The following is an 18,238-nucleotide window of genomic DNA, read 5'->3' on the forward strand; positions in this document are numbered from 1 at the left end:
GCCTATATACGCCTCCTCCACGCCCGCCTCCACAAACTGATCCCCGCATGTCACGACTACGGGGAGCACCTATGAGATTGGCGAAGGCGGCGTGCGCGAGCGCGCTCGGGCTGCTGCTGGCGGGGACCGGCGCACCGCCGATCATGGCCCAGACGGCCGCCGCGACCGTGCTGGCGGACGAGACGCGGAAGTTCACCGGCGTCCGCCAGCACTGGAACGTGCTGCGGAAGCAGTTCGGCAACAACAGCTACTACGACAAGGCGACGATCGAGTCCGACGACACGACCAGGGGAACGCTGCGCGCCGGTCACAACTCCGACGGCGGCGGCACCACCGCCAGGACCATCCTGCAGCTGGACACCTCCCGGGTGGCCAGGACCCACATCCTGTGGGCCAAGCTGCGCCTCTGGCAGGCGTGGTCGTCCAAGGACTGCGGCAACGGCAACGAGTCCGGCGGGGCGGTGGACGTCTACCAGGTGCCCGCCTTCAACTCCGGCACGACCTGGAACGCGACCTGGAACACGACCGCGTGGGCCACCAACCTGGGCGGCAACAGCAAGGCCGTGCGCCGCTACGGAGGCGGCTACCAGGGCCGCTGCCCAGATGACTGGGTGGCCTTCGACGTCACCGGCGCGGTCCGCAAGGTCGCGGAGGCGGGCGACACGTCGATCTCGCTCGGGCTCAGGGCCGAGAACGAGAGCGACGAGTACAGCTGGAAGCGTTACCTGATATTCGGGGGCGCCAACGGCAAGAACCCCAACCTGGACATCGGCTACAACACCCTCCCGGCCGCTCCCGCCGCCCTGGTCACCGATGACGACTCCGCGCCCGGTGACGCCACCGACGACGCGGTGTGCGTGGCCGGCCCCGCCCGCCCGGCGATCACCTCGGCGACGCCGAAGCTGAGCGCCAAGATGATCGACGGCGACGGATCCACGCACGCCGAGTTCGAATGGTCGGAGGTCGGCGTCGGCCGGATCGGCGGGACGACGACGGGCCTGGTCGCCGATGGCGCCAACGCGAGCGCCACCATCCCCGCCGGTACGTTCCAGGAAGGGCACACCTACTCCTGGCGGGTCCGCGGATACGACCTGCTCGGCGCGTACGGCACCGACAACGGCGCCTGGTCGCGCGCCTGCGAGTTCACCGTCGAGACCCCGGGCCCGGCCAACAGCCCGCCGCTCCCGTCGATCAGCTCCACCGACTTCGCCAGGGACGACTTCGGCCCCACCGCGATCGGCGTGCCCGGCAAGGTCACGTTCTCGGGCACCGACGTGGTCGCCTTCCGGTACGGCTTCCGCCAGGACGCCCTGGCCATGACGGTCCCGGCCAGGCCGGACGGCACCGCCGAAGTGCCGATCACCATGTGGCACGGCGACCCGGCCGAACTGTGGGTCCAGGCCGTGGACCGGGCCGGGAACAAGAGCGTCGGCCCGGACGGCGACCCCGCCTCCGGCATCGCCCGCTACCCGTTCCAGGCGGTCGACGGCAGCGGCCAGATCCCGCACGAGCGCGGCGACCTCAACGGCGACGGCGGCGCCGACCTCACCGTGCTGACCGACGGCGACCGGGGCCGCGCCCAGGTGTGGAACCTGACCGGTGCGAGCCCGGTCAACGTGTTCGACGCGGGCGCCTTCCCGCTGGACAAGGTGAAGAGCGCCGCCGGTGACTTCGACGGGGACGGCCGGACCGATCTGGCGATGTTCCGTGACGAGGGCGGCGGCCGTACCACCCTGCACCTGCTGGCTTCGGACGGCAACGCGCTGACCGGAACCCAGGTGTGGGAGTCGGCCACCTGGGACTGGGCCAAGACGAAGGTCGTGGCGGGCAACTTCGACGGCGACGAGGCGAAGCGCGACGACCTGGCCGTCATGTACGACCTGGGCGGTGCCACGCTGGACCTGCGCGTCTTCCTCGGCACCGGCGACGGATTCGCCGCGCCCGCCGCGTGGGGGAGCGCCGCCAGGGACGCCACCAAGATCAAGCTCGTCGCGGGTGACTTCGACGGGGACGGCGCCCACGACCTCGCCGAGATCAGGGATCTGGGCAGCAGGATCGGCATCTACATCCTGCCCTCCACCCGCTCGTCCTTCGCCGCCCCCGCCACCTGGTACGACGACCCGAGCCGTGGCTGGAGCTGGGCCAAGACCAAGCTGGTCGGCGCCGACGTGACCGGGGACGGCCGCGCGGAGATCGCCGCCTTCTACCGGTACAGCGAAGCCAATCAAACCTCCCTCTACCTGTTCGCCAACACGGGCACCGGATTCGTCCCCCCGCCCACGATCCCGCTCTGGCAGTCCGGCGACCACTCCTGGAACTGGCACCTCGTCGAGCCCACGGCCGGGGACCTGGACGGCGACAACGACGAGGACCTGATCGTCGACTACGCCTGCTGCGGATCGGCGCAGCACGTGCTGTGGCGGTTCACCGCCGCCGCAGGCACGGTGGCGGCTCCGCAGCAGTACTGGCGCGGCGCGTTGAGCACCACCGGCAGGTCCGGGGTCGAGGTCGACCCGGCCGCGACCTACCAGCTGGTGGCCTCCCACTCGGGCCGGTGCGTGGCCGTCGCCAACGCCGGCACCGCCGACAACGCGGCCATGATCCAGTACGACTGCCCTGGCGGCGCCAACCAGCGATTCCGGGTGGTGGCCACCGGAGCCGCCCAGTTCATGCTGCAACCGGCCCACGTCACCGGCAAGTGCGTGACCGCCGGAGCCTCCTCCGCTCCCGGCACGAAGGCCGTCCAGTACACGTGCGCGGCGCCGTCGGGCGACCAGGCGTACCGGCTCGAATACGTGGCCGGTTCCGGCGACGACACCCTGGTGCGGCTGCGGCCGATGCACTCCGGCAACTGCCTGGACGTGGCGGGCGCGAACCTGCTCAACAACGCGCTGATCCACCAGTGGGCCTGCCTGAACACCCCGAACCAAGAGTTCTACCTGCGCCGATCCTGACGCGAGCACCGAAACTCCAGGAGAAATCACATGAAGCGCTGGCTCGCGCCCGCGGTCGCCTGTCTACTCGTCCTGACCCTTTCCCCAACGGCTGCCGCCGGGGTTCTGCCCGACCCTGAGGATCTGTCCGCTCCGGCGGTGCAGCGGGAGAAGTCCGTGCCGGGGTCGAAGATCCTGCCCGCCATTCCCGCACCATTGCCGAAGGTGCCCGAGCTATCCGGGACACGCGCGGTCACCTGGCCAAAACCTGGCGCCGTCACGGTGCAGACCGGGACGGCTTTCACCAAGGCTGGAGCGTTGCCGATCTCCGTCGCGCCCGCCGCCTCGAAGCAGAACGCGCCGCCCAGCCGGGTCCGGGTGGAGGTTCTGCCGCGCGCCGGTGACGGCCTGCTGTTCCGCACGAGCAAGATCGACGAGACCCCTGCGACAGCCGCCTTCGAGGTGGACTACTCGGGTTTCCGTGGCGCGTTCGGCGGTGACTGGGCCTCCCGGCTGGAGTTACGGACGCTCCCCGAGTGCGCGCTGACCACGCCGGGGCTGCCCAAATGCCAGGGCAGGGCCGTACCGGCCCAGAACGACGTCAAGGCGGGCAAGATCAGTTCCGAGCTGCCGCTCGGCGGGCTGTACGCGCTGGCCGCGGCCCCCTCCGGCAGCGCGGGCACGTTCGCCGCCACCGGCCTTTCCCCCTCCTCGACCTGGGGCGCGGGCGGTTCGACCGGCGACTTCACCTGGAACTACCCGCTCCGGGTCCCGCCGGGCCTCGGCGGGCCGACCCCGTCGATCGCGCTCTCCTACTCCTCGGGCAGCGTCGACGGCAGGACGGTCGCCACCAACAACCAGCCCTCCTGGGTCGGTGAGGGCTTCGAGTGGTGGCCGGGCTTCATCGAGCGCCGGTACAAGCCCTGCTCCGAGGACGGCAAGGACGGCGTCGGCGACCAGTGCTGGGAGACCGACAACGCGACGTTGTCGCTGAACGGCGGCGGCAGCGAACTGGTCAAGGACGACAAGACCGGCGTCTGGCGGCCCCGCAACGACGACGGCTCCCGGATCGAGCGGCTCACCGACACGACCCGGGCCAACGGCGACAACGACGGCGAGTACTGGCGGGTCACCACCACCGACGGCACCCAGTACTACTTCGGCATGAACCGCCTGCCCAGCTGGACGACCGGCAAGACCGAGACCGGCTCCACCTGGACGCTCCCGGTGTACGGCAACGAGACCGGCGAACCCTGCCACGCCATCACGTACTGCACGCAGGCCTGGCGGTGGAACCTCGACTATGTCGTGGATCCGCACGGCAACGTGATGACGTACTGGTACAACCAGGAGAAGAACCTCTACGGCCGCGACGCCGATCCCGCCAAGGCCACCGAGTACGTGCGCGGCGGCACCCTGGCCAGAATCGACTACGGCCTGCGCACCGGCCAGGAGTACGCCGGAACCCCGGCCGCCCAGGTCGTCTTCACCGCCGCCGACCGCTGCCTGCCCGGCACAGCCTGCGACATCACCAAGCCGGAGCAGTGGTCGGACACCCCGCTCGACCAGCGCTGCGCCGCCGCCCCCTGCACCGGCGTGCTGACCCCGACGTTCTGGTCCCAGAAACGCCTGGCCTCCGTCACCACCCAGATCTGGAACGGCACGGGCTTCACCCCCGTCGACACCTGGACGCTGCGGCACACCTTCCCCGACCCCGGTGACGGAACCCGGGCCGGGCTGTGGCTGGCCGGGCTCACCCACGCCGGGACCGGCGACGCGGTCATGCCGGAGATCAAGTTCACCCCGCAGCAGCTCGACAACCGCGTCATCGGCCCCGACGGGCGGCCCCCGATGCGGTGGCCGCGGGTGGGCGCGATCGAGAACGAGACCGGCGGCGACCTGCGCGTCACCTATTCCACCAAGGACTGCGTCTCCGGCACCCGGATGCCGCCCAGCCCCGACACCAACACCTATCGCTGCCACCCGGTCAAGGGCGCCTACCCCGGCCAGCCCGACAAGCTGGAGTGGTTCCACAAGTACGTGGTGACCGAGGTCACCGAGAACGACTACGTCGGCGGCGGCGCCCAGATCCGTACCTTCTACAACTATCCCGAGGCCCCGGCCTGGCACTTCGACGACGCCGACGGGCTGGTGGCCGAGGAGGACAAGACCTGGGCGCAGTGGCGCGGCTACGAGGTCGTCGAGACCACCCGGGGAGTCACACCGGACGTGCGGACGTTCGAGCGGAGCCGGTTCTTCCGCGGCATGGACGGCGACCGCACGGCCTCCGGCGGGCGCAAGACCGTCAAGATCCGCGACTCCGAGGGCGTCGAGGTGGCCGACAACGACCGCTACGCCGGCATGCCCCGCGAGGAGATCACCTACAACGGCGTCAGCGGAGCCGAGGTGTCGGCGACGATCTCCGACCCGTGGCTGCGCGAGACCGCGTCGGCGGTCCACTCGTGGGGGACGGTGACCGCCTCGCTCGCCGACGTCGGCACCACCCGCGTCCGCACCCCCAAGGCGGGGGGCGGCACCTTCCAGACCCGCGTGGACAAGGAGTTCAACGACCAGGGCCTGACGACGCGGGTGCACGAGCACGGCGACACCGCGGTCGGCGGCGACGAGAAGTGCACCACCTTCACCTACGCCCGCAACGAGACGCTGTGGCTGCTGTCGGCCACCAGCCGGGTGGAGACCTACGCGCTGCCCTGCGGCCAGAACCCCACCGGCGACGAGCAGGTGATCGCCGACGTGCGGATGTGGCACGACGCCACCACCGCCTGGAACACCCCCGCGACCAAGGGCGACGTCACCAAGGTCGAAGAGCTCAAGACCTGGCCGTCCACCTACCTCACCAAGAGCAGGGCCGCGTTCGACCTCTACGGCCGCGTCACCGAGTCGTGGGACCAGGCGGGGGAACGCTCGACCACCTCCTACGAGCCCGCGACCGGCGGCCCGCTCCGCGCCTACGTCTCCACGAACCCCCTCGACCACACCACCCGCACCGAACTCAACCCCGCCTGGGGCCTGCCCACCAAGACCGTCGACGCCAACGACCGTACTACCGAGATCGTCTACGACGGCCTCGGCCGGATCAGCAGCGGCTGGGAACCCGGCCGTGACACCGGCCAGCCGCCGAACGTGCGCTACACCTACGACATCCGGGGCCGGACGGGACCGCCCGCCGTCACCACCCGCTCGCTCCGCGCCGACGGCGGCTACACCGTCATGATCGAGCTGTACGACGGCCTGCTGCGCACCCGCCAGACCCAGATCCCCGGCCCCAACGGCGGGCGCATCATCTCCGACACCCTCTACAACTCCCTCGGCCAGTCGCACAAACAGAACGGCGCGTACTGGAACGCCGCGGCCCCCGTCACCGACCTGTTCGGCGTCAAGGACGCAGACGTCCCCGGGCAGAACCGGTCGACCTTCGACGGCGCCGGGCGGACGATCGCCGAAGCGCATCTCGCGTTCGCGGTGGAACGGTGGCGCAGCGCCACCGCCTACCCGGGCGCCGACCGCGTCGACGTGACCCCACCGGCCGGCGGCACCGCCACCACGGCGATCATGGACGCGCTGGGCCGTACGAAGGAACTGCGGCAGTACCAGGCGGCCACGCCGACCGGCGCCTACGACACCACCCGATACGCCTTCACCAGGGCGGGACGCCTGGAGACCGTCACCGACCCGGCGGGGAACATCTGGAAGCACGCCTACGACCTGCGCGGACGGGAGATCCGCACCGACGACCCCGACCGGGGATCGACTCGCTACGACTACGACGACGCGGACCGGTTGATCTCCACTGAGGACGCCAGGCACCAGATCCTGGCCTATGCGTACGACAAGCTGGGACGGCGCACCGCCATCCACGAGGGCACTCTGGACGGGCCGAAACGCGCCTCCTGGACGTACGACACGCTCGAGTCCGGGATGCTCACCTCCGCAAGCCGGTTCTCCGGCGGCAACGAGTACAGCACCTCGGTGACCGGATACGACGTCGGCTACCGGCCCACCGGAAGCACGGTGACGATCCCCGCCTCCGAAGGCGCCCTGGCCGGGACCTACACCTACGGCTCCACCTTCAACACCGACGGCACCGTCGCCACGATGAGCCTGCCCGGCGTCGGATCCCTGGCGGGGGAGACGCTCAGCTACGGCTACGACGCGTTCGGCAACCCGCTCACCCTGTCCGGCCAGTCCAGCTACGTGTCGGGCAGCGCGTACAGCGACATGTCCGAACTCGGTCAGCTGACGCTCGGCACGGGCGGTAAGCGGCTCTGGCTGACCTACACCTACGAGGTCGGCTCGCGCCGCCTGACCGGAATCCACACCAAACGGGAGGCCGCCGGCGCCGTCCAGGGCGACGTCCGCTACACCTACGACCATGCGGGGAACGTCACCAAGGTCGTCGACGCGCCCGGCGCCACCGGCGTGCCCACCGACACCCAGTGTTTCGGCTACGACCACCTGCGCCGGTTGAAGGAGGCCTGGACGCCCGACGGCGCCAACTGCGCCACTCCCACCTCGGCGAACGTCGGCGGGCCCGCGCCGTACTGGACGAGCTACGGCTACGACAAGATCGGCAACCGCACCTCCGAGGTGCGGCACGCCGTCGCGGGCGGCACCCAGGTCGACAAGACCTTCGACTACCCGGACCCGGCCGCCGGGGAGCCGCAGCCGCACACCCTGCGCGGCGTGACGGTCAGCGACTCGACCGGCACCAGAACCCTCGCCTACGACTACGACAAGAACGGCAACACCACCACCCGTCCGTCCGCCTCCGGCGCGCCGCAGACCCTGACCTGGGACGCCGAAGGCCGGTTGAGCGCCATCCAGGAGGGCGCCGCCAAGACCGAGTTCGTCTACGACGCCGCCGGCAACCGGCTGATCCGCAAGGACGCGGACGGCTCCGCCACCCTCTACCTGCCCGGCCAGGAACTCCGCGCCAAGGGCACGGTGAAATCCGGCACCCGCTACTACGCCCACGGCGGCACCACGGTCGCCGTCCGCACCGACGACGGCAAGCTCACCTGGCTGTCGGCCGACCGGTTCGGCACCGCCCAGCTGGCCTTCGCCGCCACCGACCTGGCCGTCACCCGCCGCAGGTTCACCCCGTTCGGCGAAACACGCGGCGCGGGTACGACCTGGCCGGGCTCGACCGGATTCGTCGACGGCGTGCAGGACCCGACCGGGCTCACCCACCTGGGCGCGCGCGAGTACGACCCGGTCACCGGCCGGTTCCTGTCCGTCGACCCGCTCATCGACGTGGCGGATCCGCAGCAGATGCATGGTTACGCGTACGCCGGCAGCAGTCCCGTCACCTTCGCCGACCCTGACGGCCTGATGCACGTCGCCGAGGACAGCGGCGGCCGCAGCGATGCCGGCGGGTCCGCGCCCCCGGACCCCGGCCCGAGCGACGAGGAGATCGAAGAGGCCAAGGAGGTCACGAAGAAGGGCGTGCTCGATATCGTCCTCGAAACCGGCGGCGACATCCTGATGGAGGTCCTCGGCATCAACGACATCCGCAACTGCTTCACCAAGGGCGACGTGGTGGCGTGCGTGTCGATGGTGGCCGGAATGTTCCCGCTAGGGAAGCTGCTCAAAGCACGGAAGATCGCCAAGGCGCTGCATCGGGCGTACGAGGCCTACCGGGCGTTCGACCGCAAACTCGCCGCCGCGCGGAACGTCCTGGCCCGGGCGGCCCGCAAAGCCGACGAGGCGGCCGAAGCGGTCGCGGAGACCACGGCCAAAGCCGCCGACGACGTGGCGGCGGCCGCGGCCAAACAAGCGGACGAGGCAGTCGAAGGGGCGGCGGAGACGGTCGACGACCTCGGCGGATCCTGTGCCCTCTCCAACAGCTTCGCCCCCGGCACGCTGGTGCTGATGGCCGACGGAAGTCGCCGCCCGATCGAGGAGATCGAACCCGGAGACGAGGTCCTCGCCACCGACCCGGAGACCGACGCCACCGAGGCCAAGCCGGTCACCGCCACCATCGAGGGCACCGGAGCGAAGGTCCTCGTCGACATCACCTTCGCCACCGGGGCGACGGTCACCGCCACCGACGGGCATCCGTTCTGGCTGGAACGGGAGTCCGCCTGGGTGGACGCCGCCGACCTGGAGCCCGGAGACAGGCTGCTGGACTCCTCCGGCGACCAGGTACGGGTGAACACGGTCACCGTCCACGAGCAGGCCGCGACCGTGCACAACCTCACAGTCGCCGACACCCACACCTACTACGTCGCCTCCGGCCGGACCGACGCGCTGGTCCACAACGCCGGCGGCGGCAAGAGCAAGTGCGGCGGCGGGAGCAACCACAAGGACAACGCCAAACAGAACAGGCAGGACTACAGCACCAACAAGGCCGGGCAGCGGCCGGTCGCGGGCGGGCCGCCCATGCGGGTCGCCCCGAGAGTCATCCAGCTCCCGGCGGAGGCGGTGCCGACCGCCGAATTCCTCAAGATGCGAAGGGAACTCCCCGGCAAGGCCCGCGACTGGGTCCTCATCAAGGGGCTGGAATACGTAATGGGCCGAGACCAAGCGAACACCAAGCGTGTTCCGTGGGGGCCGATTCTGAGGTGGATCTTGGAAGCGGGTACGTCCTAGGTCTCGCTGGACGCGGAACATCGCGCCTGTCACCGTCCAGGTGACAGGCGCGACGCGCTTCACCGATCATCGGCGGTGCCGGTTTTCGCTGGTGCCAGTCTCGAGTGCCGTCGGCGGAGAGCGCGGCCCGCACTCCGCCGCTCGGGCGATGTTGCCGGGCATCCGGCCGAAGATCAGGCGGTGGAACGGGGAGATACCCCGCCAGTACAGGTGCCCGAGCAGGCCGCGTGGATGGAATATCGCGCGCTGCCGGTAGAGCGTCCGGCCCGGCTCGCGGCCCGGTTCGGCGGCGAGTTCGAGCCACGCGAGGCCGGGGAGGAGCATCTCGGCGCGCAGCCGGAGCAGGTGGCCCGGTTCTATCTCCTCCACGCGCCAGAAGTCGACCACGTCGCCGACCCGCAGGTGGTCGGGGTCGCGGCGGCCGCGGCGCAGGCCCACGCCGCCCATCAGGCGGTCGATCAGGCCGCGCAGCCGCCAGGCGACGGGGAGCGAGTACCAGCCGTTGGCGCCGCCGATTCCCTGGATCACCCGCCAGACCGCAGCGGGGGGAGCGGCCACCTCGCGGGTGCGTTCGTCGGCGTACAGGCTGCCGCCCGCCCAGTCGGGGTCGGTGGGGAGGGGGTCGCTGGGGGCGCCGGGTGTGGAGGCCGAGGACCAGCGGGTGGCGACGTCGGCTTCCTTGATGCGGCGCAGCGCGAGCCGTACCGACTCGTCGAAGCCGATCAGGCCGTCCGGGGGGTCGGGGATGTAGGTGGAAATATCGTGTTCCGCGCAGACAGCTTCGTGGCGTAGTGACTCGACCAGGGGGCGGGCGAGGCTCGCGGGCACCGGTGTGACGAGGCCGACCCAGAGGCTGGAGAGTCCTGGCGTCAGCACCGGCACCGGGATGATCACCCGAGGTGGCAGCCCGGCGACCTGGGCGTACCTCCGCATCATGTCGCCATAGGTCAGGACGTCGGGGCCGCCGATGTCGAAGGCGCGGTTCACCTCGTCCGGCACGGAGGCCCAGCCGACGAGGTAGCGCAGGGTGTCGCGGATCGCGATCGGCTGGGTGGGGCTGTGCACCCAGCGGGGCGTGGTCATCACCGGCAGGCGTTCGGTCAGGTGACGCAGCATCTCGAACGAGGCCGACCCCGATCCGATGATCATCGCCGCTCGCAGCACCACGGCGGGGGTGGGCGCGGCCAGGAAGATCTCTCCGACCTCGGTTCGTGACCCCATATGCGGGGACAGCTTCTCGCGCGCGTGGGTCAGCCCGCCCAGGTACACGATCCTCCGGACCCCGGCCGAATTCGCCGCCTCGGCGAAGTTCGTGGCCGCCCGCCGGTCCCGCTCCGCGAAAGCGGGCCCGCCCGCCATCGAATGCACCAGGTAGTAGGCGACTTCCACGCCGCGCAGGGACTCGCGCATCGCCTCGGGGTCGGCTACGTCTCCCGCCGACACGCGTACCTTCCCGGCCCACGGGACATCACGCAGCCGCTCCGGCCGCCGTACGACACAGGCGACGTCATGTCCCGCGGCGATCAACTCTGGCACCAACCGGCCGCCCACGTAGCCGGTCGCCCCCGTCACCAGCACATTCCCCATGACCCTAGCTTCGCATCCCACCTTTATACGGTTGCGTCCAGATATAGGCGATCTAACGTGTTATTTCGGCTTTATGTGCTTTTATTTGGCTATTTGATGTTATGGGAGGTTTGAGGCGCTCCGGCTCGCCGGAAGTGGTCAGTTCGCTGGCCCGGCGGGCCTCAAGGATCGCCGGTAGGTACTGCTCGCTCCAGGCGCAAGCCGCGTCGATGAGGATCAGCATGCTGCGGCCGAGTTCGGTGAGCTCGTATTCGACCCGGGGCGGGTTCTCGTCGTAGGCGGTCCTGGTCACCAGGCCGTCCCGGCGCATGGCCCGCAGGGTCGCGGTGAGCACCTTTGGGGTGATCGTCCGGAGCGGGACCCGCAACTCGGTGAAGCGCCGTGGCCCGGCGGCCAGGCATCTGACGATCATTCCCGTCCATTTGTCGCCGATCTGGAAGGGCATCGCGCTGGACGGGCACACGGGATCGAACATGTCCGGATCAAGTGGCTCGGTCATGGTTCCGCAGCATAGGCCGGTATCGTTGGGGTAACCAGTATCTCGTGGATACCGTCAGGCCCATGAGTGTGATCGTGGTTTTCGGAGCAGGCGGCCGAGCAGGCCGGGCGGTCCTGAACGAGGCGCTGTCGCGTGATCATCGCGTCGTCGCCGCCGTGCGGGACCCCGCCAAATATCGAGATCTGGAGACGGACCGCGTCTCGATGATCCGCGCGGACGTGACGGACGCCGCCGCCGTCGCCGAGGCCGCCCACGGCACGGACGCCGCAGTCCACGCGGTGTCGCCGTTCTCTGGCCCGGAGGGCCTCGACGCCCTTGATCCCGCGTTCTTCGTCAAGGCGTCGGACGCGCTGCTGACAGGACTCGCGTCAGCGGGAGTCGGCAGGCTGCTGGTGGTCGGCCTGTTCGCCAACATGCCCACCAGGTCAGGCGGTCTGGTCATGGACGACCCGGCTCTGCTCCCGCCGCAGATCAGACCGTTCGCCCAGGCCCATACCGACGGTCTCGACCACCTGAGCGCCGCGGACTCGCCGCTCGACTGGCTCATGCTGACCCCGCCCGCCGCCCTGTCGATCGACCTCCCGCGCACCGGTTCCTACCGCATCGGCACGCAGGCGTATGCGGAGGAGGGGCAGCTATCCTACGCGGACCTGGCCGTCGCGATCATCGACGAGATCGAACACCCGACCCACCACAGGACCCGCGTCCCCGTCTACAGTCATTGATCGACATCCCGGATGGCTCCGCCCGCGACCCGCCGATTCCCGCGGGTCCCAGGCGGCCCAGATGAGTGGCCACTCCCCGCACCTCCGACCCGGCGACTTCCGCGCGCGTCAACGCTGCCTGGTACAGGATCGATTCGCTGGCTGGCCGCGCACGCGACGGTCACCCTGCGCGAACTCGACTTCCCCGCGAAACGGAGGACGTCGCGCGCTGGGAAGCCGCCAAACAGGTCCGGCTTCCCGGCGACCTCTACGCCTCCCTGCTCCGCCACAACCGACGGCAATTTCGGTTCGGGCTTCCAGTCGACGCGATCAACCGCCGCCGCCGCTCTCGTACCATCGACCTGGTCAGGGAACTGCTCGGCGGCCAGCTCGACGGCAAGCGGATCGCCTGCCTGGGCGCGGCCTTCAAGCCCAACTCCGACGACATCCGCGACGCCCCCGCCCTGGACGTGGCCCGCACCATGCACGGCCTGGGCGCGAACGTCCGCGTCTACGACCCCGCCGCTCTCGACAACGCCCGCCGCGCGTACCCCGAACTCAGGTACGGCACCAGCGCCCTGGACGTCGCCCAGGACGCGGACGTGGTGGTGCTGCTGACCGAATGGGCCGAATTCCGGGAGATCCAGCCGTCCGCGCTGGCGCAGGTGGTCCGGAACCGCCGGATCGTGGACGGCCGCCATGCTCTGGACGCGGAGGCCTGGCGCGCCGAGGGCTGGGAGTACCGCGCCCTGGGCCGCCCCTGACAGGCGACTTACGGCTCAGCCGGGAGGTAGGCAGTTTGCGGATCCTGCCCTACCTCCCGCCTGCTGCCAGCCGTTACTCGTAAGATACGCCGGACGGCTACTGGCGTTCGCGGCCTGGCTGACCTGCCCGGGATCTCGCCGTCGCGGGTGCGGATGGCGTCGTGGTCGTGGTTTCTGTCTCGGCCATACGGTGCCGACCATGTCGGAGCGCTGTCGTTCGGGCGGAGGGGAGCCGCCGCCGCACGGCTGGCGGAGGGCTGAGATGGTCAGTTCCTGGACGGTGCCAGATGGGCGCGCTCTCCCTGCGCGCCGAACAGGGTGAGCAGCTCCGCGGGCTGGCTGTCGGCGCTGCCGATCCAGTGCGGTATGCGGGTGTCGAACTCCGCGGCCTCGCCGACGCTGAGCCGGAACTCCTGCTCGCCGAGCACGAACCTGACGTGCCCGTTGAGGACGTAGAACCACTCGTATCCCTCGTGGGTCCGCAGGTCCATCGTGGGCGCTCGGCCGGCGGGTGGATAGATCACCTTGTAGGCCTGGATACCGCCGGCCCGCCTGGTCAGTGGCACCATCACCAGCCCGGATCGCCGTACTGGTCGCAGGTGGATGCGCGGGTCGCCGGTGGGCGGCGCCGCGACGAGATCATCGAGCGGGACGCCGTGCGCCCGGGCCAGCGGCAGTAGCTGCTCCAGCGTGGGGCGGAGCTTGCCGTTCTCGAGACGGGACAGGGTGCTCGCTGTGAGACCGGTTTCGTTTGCCAGCGCCGCCAGCGTGGCGCTCCGCGCCCGGCGCAGGTCACGCAGACGCGGCCCGACTCCGGCCAAAACGTCTCCTGCGGGGTTGTCCATCCCCCGATGATGCGGATCCGCAACTTTTCTTGCAAGGGGGAAACGGCGGTGGCGATGCTGTCGGTACATCTCCGGCATCGAAGGTGCGTATCGGAGCACGCCGGCCGACGAAGGGGCAACTCAGATGGATTCCACCCGACGCCGACGACCCACCGCCGACGCCGCGGACGAGGACGCCGAGTTGTTCTGGGAGCGGCACTACCGCACCCGGCGTACCTGGGACGCACACGTCAACCCGCTGCTCGCCGAGACCGCCGCACCGCTGCGCCCCGGCACCGCCCTGGATCTGGGCTGCGGCGCCGGCGGTGACGCCATCTGGCTCGCCCAGCGGGGCTGGCACGTCACCGCCGTGGACATCTCCACTACCGCCGTCGAACGGGTGCGGGAACGCGCCCGCGATCTCGGCGTCGCGGACCGGGTCGCCACCGAACAGCACGATCTGGCCAGAAGCTTCCCGGCCGGCCAGTTCGATCTCGTCACCGCCCAGTACTTCCACACCCCGTTCCCGTTGCTCCGCAGCCGAGTCCTGCGCACCGCCGCACGGGCCCTGCGCCCCGGCGGTCTGCTGCTGATCGTCGACCACGGCTCCACCGCGCCCTGGTCGTGGAACCAGGACCCCGACATCCACTACCCCACACCCACCGAGATCGCCGCCGAACTTGATCTCGACCCCGCGCACTGGTCCGTCCTGCGCGCCGACATGCCCCGCCGCCGGGCCACCGGACCCGCCGGTGAGACCGCCACCGTCATCGACAACATCCTGCTCGTCCAGCGAACCGCCGGATGACCGCCTGAACCACACGACGTCACGTCGGGACGGAGTGCCTCGATGCCAGGAAACCACGCGCAGCGATCCAGGACGCGGGCGAAGGACACCACGCCTCCGCGCACCGGCGCCGACGAGAAGGCCACCCTGCGGGGCTTCCTCGACTATCTGCGGAACGCGGTCGCGGACAAGGTCGCGGGCGTGCCGGAACCGCAGGTCCGAACGGGCGGAGTGCCCTCGGGCACCAACCTTCTCGGGCTGCTCAAGCATCTGGCGTTCGTCGAACGGTTCTACTTCCTCGGCGAGGATGTCGGCGACTGGCGCGCGACCATGCGGCCGTCCGCGGAGGACACCATCGACGGCGTGCTCGCCGACTACCGGAAGACCGTCGAGCGAGCGAATCAGGTCATCGACGCCTGCCCAGACCTGGCCCTTCCCGCCCCGCGACCCCCGCGCCCAGGGCCGGCACCATCGATGCGATGGGTCCTGGTGCACATGATTGAAGAGACCGGCCGCCACGCCGGCCACGCCGACATCCTCCGCGAGCAGATTGACGGATCCACCGGCCGCTGACAAGCGCGCGGCGCACTGGGCCGCTTCGTGATCGGTCCGGCCGTGGAGGTTTCGGCGTTCACCGCGTGGCGGGTAACCCGGCAGCGGTCGCCGCCACCAGGCGGACAGGGTCGGTCGGAAGGGCCGGAACGCTGCGGCGATGTGAGCCAGGTGAGCATGGCGCGGTGGCGGCCGGGGTTAATGGGTGGCGGCTCTGGAGGGTCTGTGGTCACAGTGGGTCTGTGCCGGAGAACAACTTTGATGAACGGACAGCGGAAACGTATGAGGCCAAGTGGCCGGAACTATTTGACCCGGCGGTCGTCGACCCGGCTGTCAGTTTCCTCGCCGATCTAGCAGGATCAGGCGCCGCTCTTGAACTCGGCATCGGTACTGGCCGCATCGCGTTGCCGCTCAGCCGGCGAGGCGTTCGCGTGCACGGAATCGAGCTGTCGCCCGCCATGGTGGCGCAGTTGCGGGCCAAACCCGGCGCGCAGAGCATCGGCGTGACCATCGGCGACTTCGCGACCACCGGGCCTGGCGGCACCTTCCAGCTCGCCTACTTGGTACGCAACACGATCACGAACCTGACCACGCAAGACGAACAGGTTGAGACCTTCCGCAACGTGGCGGCGCATCTCGAACCCGGCGGCTGCTTCGTCATCGAGGTCTACATCCCAGAACTTCGGCGTCTCCCGCCCGGCCAGACCATCCACCCGTTCACCGTGACCCCGGCCCACCTCGGTTTCGAGGAGTACGACGTCGCGTCGCAGATCGCGGTCTCCCATCACTACTGGGTGGTGGACGGCCAGCTGGAGACCCGATCGTCGCCGCACCGCTACGTATGGCCGTCCGAACTGGACCTCATGGCCCGACTCGCCGGAATGACCTTGCACGAGCGATGGGCCGACTGGAAGCGCGAGCCCTTCACCAGCGACAGCACAAGTCACATTTCGGTCTGGCAAAAGACGCCACGGGATGGCTCGTGAGACAACCATCGCGACGGCCGCCACGACGTTCTCGGCTACCAACGAGGTGTTGCTCCACGTCAGGGGCGGTTTCGACGACTTTGAGAACACCACTTTGGGCAGCTCGTTCCGCGTACTCATCGGAAGGTGGTCAGCTCTTCGCTGGCTCGCCGGGCCGCGAGAATCGCCGGTAGGTACTGCTCGCTCCAGGTGCGGGCCGCGTCGATGAGGATCAACATGCTCCGCCCGAGTTCGGTGAGCTCGTATTCGACCCGCGGAGGATTCTCGTCGTAGGCGGTCCTGGTCACCAGTCCATCGCGTTGCATGGCGCGCAGAGTCGCGGTGAGCACTTTGGGGGTGATCGTACGAAGCGGAACCCGTAGTTCGGTGAAGCGCCTCGGTCCATCGGCGAGGCACCTAACGATCATTCCCGTCCACTTGTCGCCGATTTGAAAGGGGATCGCACTGGACGGGCACATGGGGTCGAACATGTCCGGATCAAGTGGCTCGATCATGGTCCCGCAGCATAGGCCAGTATCGTTGAAGTAACCAGTATCCCGTGGATACCGTCATGGCCATGAGCATGATCGTTGTTTTCGGAGCGGGTGGCCGCGCGGGTCGCGCGGTGGTCGACGAGGCGTTGTCGCGGGGTCACCGCGTCACGGCCGCCGTACGGGACACGGCCAAATACCCAGACCTGGAGACGGAGGACGTCATCCTGGTCCGCGCGGACGTGACGGACGCCGCCTCCATCGCGGAAGCCGCCCGAGGCGCGGACGCTGTCGTCCACGCGGTGTCCCCGTTCTCCGGTCCAGAGCAGGGTTTCGACACCCTAGATCCCGCGTTCTTCGTGAAGGCCGCAGACGCCCTGCTGGAGGGACTGACCGCGGAGAGAGTCGGAAGGCTGCTGGTGATCGGCCTATTCGCCACCATGCCCGACAGGTCCGGCGGGTTGATCATGGACGATCCCGCCGCCTTCCCGCCGGAGATCAAACCGTTCGCCCGCGCCCACGCCGACGGCTTCGACCGTCTAAACATGGCGGACACCCCGCTCGACTGGCTCATGCTGACCCCGCCCGCCAACCTGTCGCTCGACCTCCCGCGGACCGGTTCCTATCGCCTCACCACGGAGCCGTACATGGAGGACGGCCAACTGTCCTACGCGGACCTGGCCGTCGCGATCGTCGACGAGATCGAACGACCGGCCCACCACAGGATCCGCGTCCCCGTCTACAGTCATTGATCGACATGACGTACAAGATCTATAGAGTGCGCCACCAGGGCCGCTGCCGACCACCTGCGCGGGTGGTCCTCGCCCGTCTCCCATGCCCACACTGGGGCCGTAGCAGCTGAACCGACCGCCGCCGAACTGCGTGCCACCGCGTGCCGTCCAGTCAACCGGCCAGCTGTGTCGCGGACCCCGAATTGATCGACGACTGACACTACGCGCCCGCGTGAAGGGGGGCGGCCCACAGTGCGGGGTTGTGGGGTGCGTGATGGCGGGTGTGCTGGATGGCCAGCGGCTCCAGTGCAGCCAGCCGAGCAGGTAGCGGGCCGCCCAGGGTCGAAGGAATTCTCGCCTTGTGAGGCCGAGGGCGATGAGCGGGTTGTGGAAGTCGTCGTGTGCCCAGCGGGTGCCTTCGGCGATGTCGGTGAAGTTCAGCAGGCGTAGCGCGCCGATCGCGTGGCTACGCATGGTGGCGCGCCGATCGCGTAGCTACGCGCGGCGGCCAGGATCGACTCTTCACGCGCTGTCCCAGGATCGGGGAACTCCCTCAACCCCCGGGGTTCCCGGCCTGGGTGGGTGGCGCTCTCGTGCCGGTTCGGTTCAGCGTCGGAACCGTCCGGCGAAGCGGTTTCGTTTGCCGTGGTAGAGGAGGGTCCAGGTGCCGTCGTGGTTGCGGCGGGTGCGGTAGCGGTCGGGGTGGGTTGCTTTGTCGCGGTTGTGCCAGGTGCAGGCGGGGGCGAGTTGGTCGAGGTCGGTGGTGCCGCCGTCGGCCCAGCCTTGGAC

The 18,238-nt window shown here is 69.6% G+C and carries 12 protein-coding genes and 1 pseudogene; 8 read left to right on the forward strand and 5 right to left on the reverse strand.

What is annotated here, in order from left to right; translation table 11 throughout:
• Positions 1–71: 71 nt before the first annotated feature.
• Complete coding sequence (locus Amac_RS01500) at positions 72–2,954, forward strand: RICIN domain-containing protein (protein ID WP_170322255.1); 2,883 nt, start codon at positions 72–74, stop codon at positions 2,952–2,954.
• Positions 2,955–2,984: 30 nt separating this feature from the next.
• Complete coding sequence (locus Amac_RS01505) at positions 2,985–9,545, forward strand: polymorphic toxin-type HINT domain-containing protein (protein ID WP_155352421.1); 6,561 nt, start codon at positions 2,985–2,987, stop codon at positions 9,543–9,545.
• Between the two features lie 66 nt (positions 9,546–9,611).
• On the opposite strand, the gene Amac_RS01510 is transcribed toward Amac_RS01505, so the two are convergent.
• Together Amac_RS01510 and Amac_RS01515 are read right to left on the reverse strand one after the other, a co-directional pair.
• A complete protein-coding gene (locus Amac_RS01510) occupies positions 9,612–11,132 on the reverse strand; it encodes an SDR family oxidoreductase (RefSeq protein WP_155352422.1) in 1,521 nt (506 codons plus the stop codon).
• Between the two features lie 52 nt (positions 11,133–11,184).
• Positions 11,185–11,631 carry a winged helix-turn-helix transcriptional regulator gene (locus Amac_RS01515; RefSeq protein WP_155352423.1) on the reverse strand — a complete coding sequence of 149 codons (447 nt, stop codon included), beginning with the start codon at positions 11,629–11,631 and terminating at the stop codon, positions 11,185–11,187.
• A 62-nt stretch (positions 11,632–11,693) separates the two neighbouring features.
• Here Amac_RS01515 and Amac_RS01520 point away from each other — a divergent pair, with 62 nt between their 5' ends.
• Entirely contained in the window at positions 11,694–12,356 is a 663-nt protein-coding gene (locus Amac_RS01520) for an NAD(P)-dependent oxidoreductase (RefSeq protein WP_155352424.1), read from the forward strand.
• A 233-nt stretch (positions 12,357–12,589) separates the two neighbouring features.
• Positions 12,590–13,099 (forward strand): annotated as a pseudogene (locus tag Amac_RS01525) (UDP binding domain-containing protein); the annotation flags it as partial.
• A 266-nt stretch (positions 13,100–13,365) separates the two neighbouring features.
• Here the strand turns inward: Amac_RS01525 and Amac_RS01530 are convergent.
• Positions 13,366–13,944 carry a helix-turn-helix domain-containing protein gene (locus Amac_RS01530; protein WP_155352425.1) on the reverse strand — a complete coding sequence of 193 codons (579 nt, stop codon included), beginning with the start codon at positions 13,942–13,944 and terminating at the stop codon, positions 13,366–13,368.
• 124 nt (positions 13,945–14,068) lie between these two features.
• Between Amac_RS01530 and Amac_RS01535 the strand changes: the two genes are divergently transcribed.
• The 3 genes from Amac_RS01535 to Amac_RS01545 all read left to right on the forward strand — a co-directional run bounded on the left by Amac_RS01535 (position 14,069) and on the right by Amac_RS01545 (position 16,248).
• Complete coding sequence (locus Amac_RS01535) at positions 14,069–14,731, forward strand: class I SAM-dependent methyltransferase (RefSeq protein ID WP_155352426.1); 663 nt, start codon at positions 14,069–14,071, stop codon at positions 14,729–14,731.
• A 42-nt stretch (positions 14,732–14,773) separates the two neighbouring features.
• On the forward strand, positions 14,774–15,283 hold the full coding sequence (locus tag Amac_RS01540; RefSeq protein WP_155352427.1) for a DinB family protein: 510 nt from the start codon (positions 14,774–14,776) through the stop codon (positions 15,281–15,283).
• Positions 15,284–15,504: 221 nt separating this feature from the next.
• Entirely contained in the window at positions 15,505–16,248 is a 744-nt protein-coding gene (locus tag Amac_RS01545) for a class I SAM-dependent DNA methyltransferase (RefSeq protein ID WP_155352428.1), read from the forward strand.
• Between the two features lie 116 nt (positions 16,249–16,364).
• Here Amac_RS01545 and Amac_RS01550 read toward each other — a convergent pair whose 3' ends face one another.
• A complete protein-coding gene (locus Amac_RS01550; RefSeq protein WP_155352429.1) occupies positions 16,365–16,742 on the reverse strand; it encodes a winged helix-turn-helix transcriptional regulator in 378 nt (125 codons plus the stop codon).
• A 62-nt stretch (positions 16,743–16,804) separates the two neighbouring features.
• Between Amac_RS01550 and Amac_RS01555 the strand changes: the two genes are divergently transcribed.
• Positions 16,805–17,470 (forward strand): NAD(P)-dependent oxidoreductase, encoded by a 666-nt coding sequence (locus tag Amac_RS01555; RefSeq protein ID WP_155352430.1) that lies wholly within the window; start codon positions 16,805–16,807, stop codon positions 17,468–17,470.
• Between the two features lie 585 nt (positions 17,471–18,055).
• Here the strand turns inward: Amac_RS01555 and Amac_RS53475 are convergent.
• Positions 18,056–18,238 (reverse strand): hypothetical protein (locus Amac_RS53475; RefSeq protein ID WP_218040821.1); only part of this gene is annotated, 183 nt, incomplete at its 5' end.

The organism is Acrocarpospora macrocephala (assembly GCF_009687865.1).
GTDB classification, from domain to species: Bacteria; Actinomycetota; Actinomycetes; order Streptosporangiales; family Streptosporangiaceae; genus Acrocarpospora; species Acrocarpospora macrocephala.

Coding starts and splice junctions, on each gene's coding strand:
- Amac_RS01500 (WP_170322255.1), top strand. CDS start 72: ATGAGATTGGCGAAGGCGGCGTGCGCGAGCGCGCTCGGGCTGCTGCTG.
- Amac_RS01505 (WP_155352421.1), top strand. CDS start 2,985: ATGAAGCGCTGGCTCGCGCCCGCGGTCGCCTGTCTACTCGTCCTGACC.
- Amac_RS01510 (WP_155352422.1), bottom strand. CDS start 11,132: ATGGGGAATGTGCTGGTGACGGGGGCGACCGGCTACGTGGGCGGCCGG.
- Amac_RS01515 (WP_155352423.1), bottom strand. CDS start 11,631: ATGACCGAGCCACTTGATCCGGACATGTTCGATCCCGTGTGCCCGTCC.
- Amac_RS01520 (WP_155352424.1), top strand. CDS start 11,694: ATGAGTGTGATCGTGGTTTTCGGAGCAGGCGGCCGAGCAGGCCGGGCG.
- Amac_RS01530 (WP_155352425.1), bottom strand. CDS start 13,944: ATGGACAACCCCGCAGGAGACGTTTTGGCCGGAGTCGGGCCGCGTCTG.
- Amac_RS01535 (WP_155352426.1), top strand. CDS start 14,069: ATGGATTCCACCCGACGCCGACGACCCACCGCCGACGCCGCGGACGAG.
- Amac_RS01540 (WP_155352427.1), top strand. CDS start 14,774: ATGCCAGGAAACCACGCGCAGCGATCCAGGACGCGGGCGAAGGACACC.
- Amac_RS01550 (WP_155352429.1), bottom strand. CDS start 16,742: ATGATCGAGCCACTTGATCCGGACATGTTCGACCCCATGTGCCCGTCC.
- Amac_RS01555 (WP_155352430.1), top strand. CDS start 16,805: ATGAGCATGATCGTTGTTTTCGGAGCGGGTGGCCGCGCGGGTCGCGCG.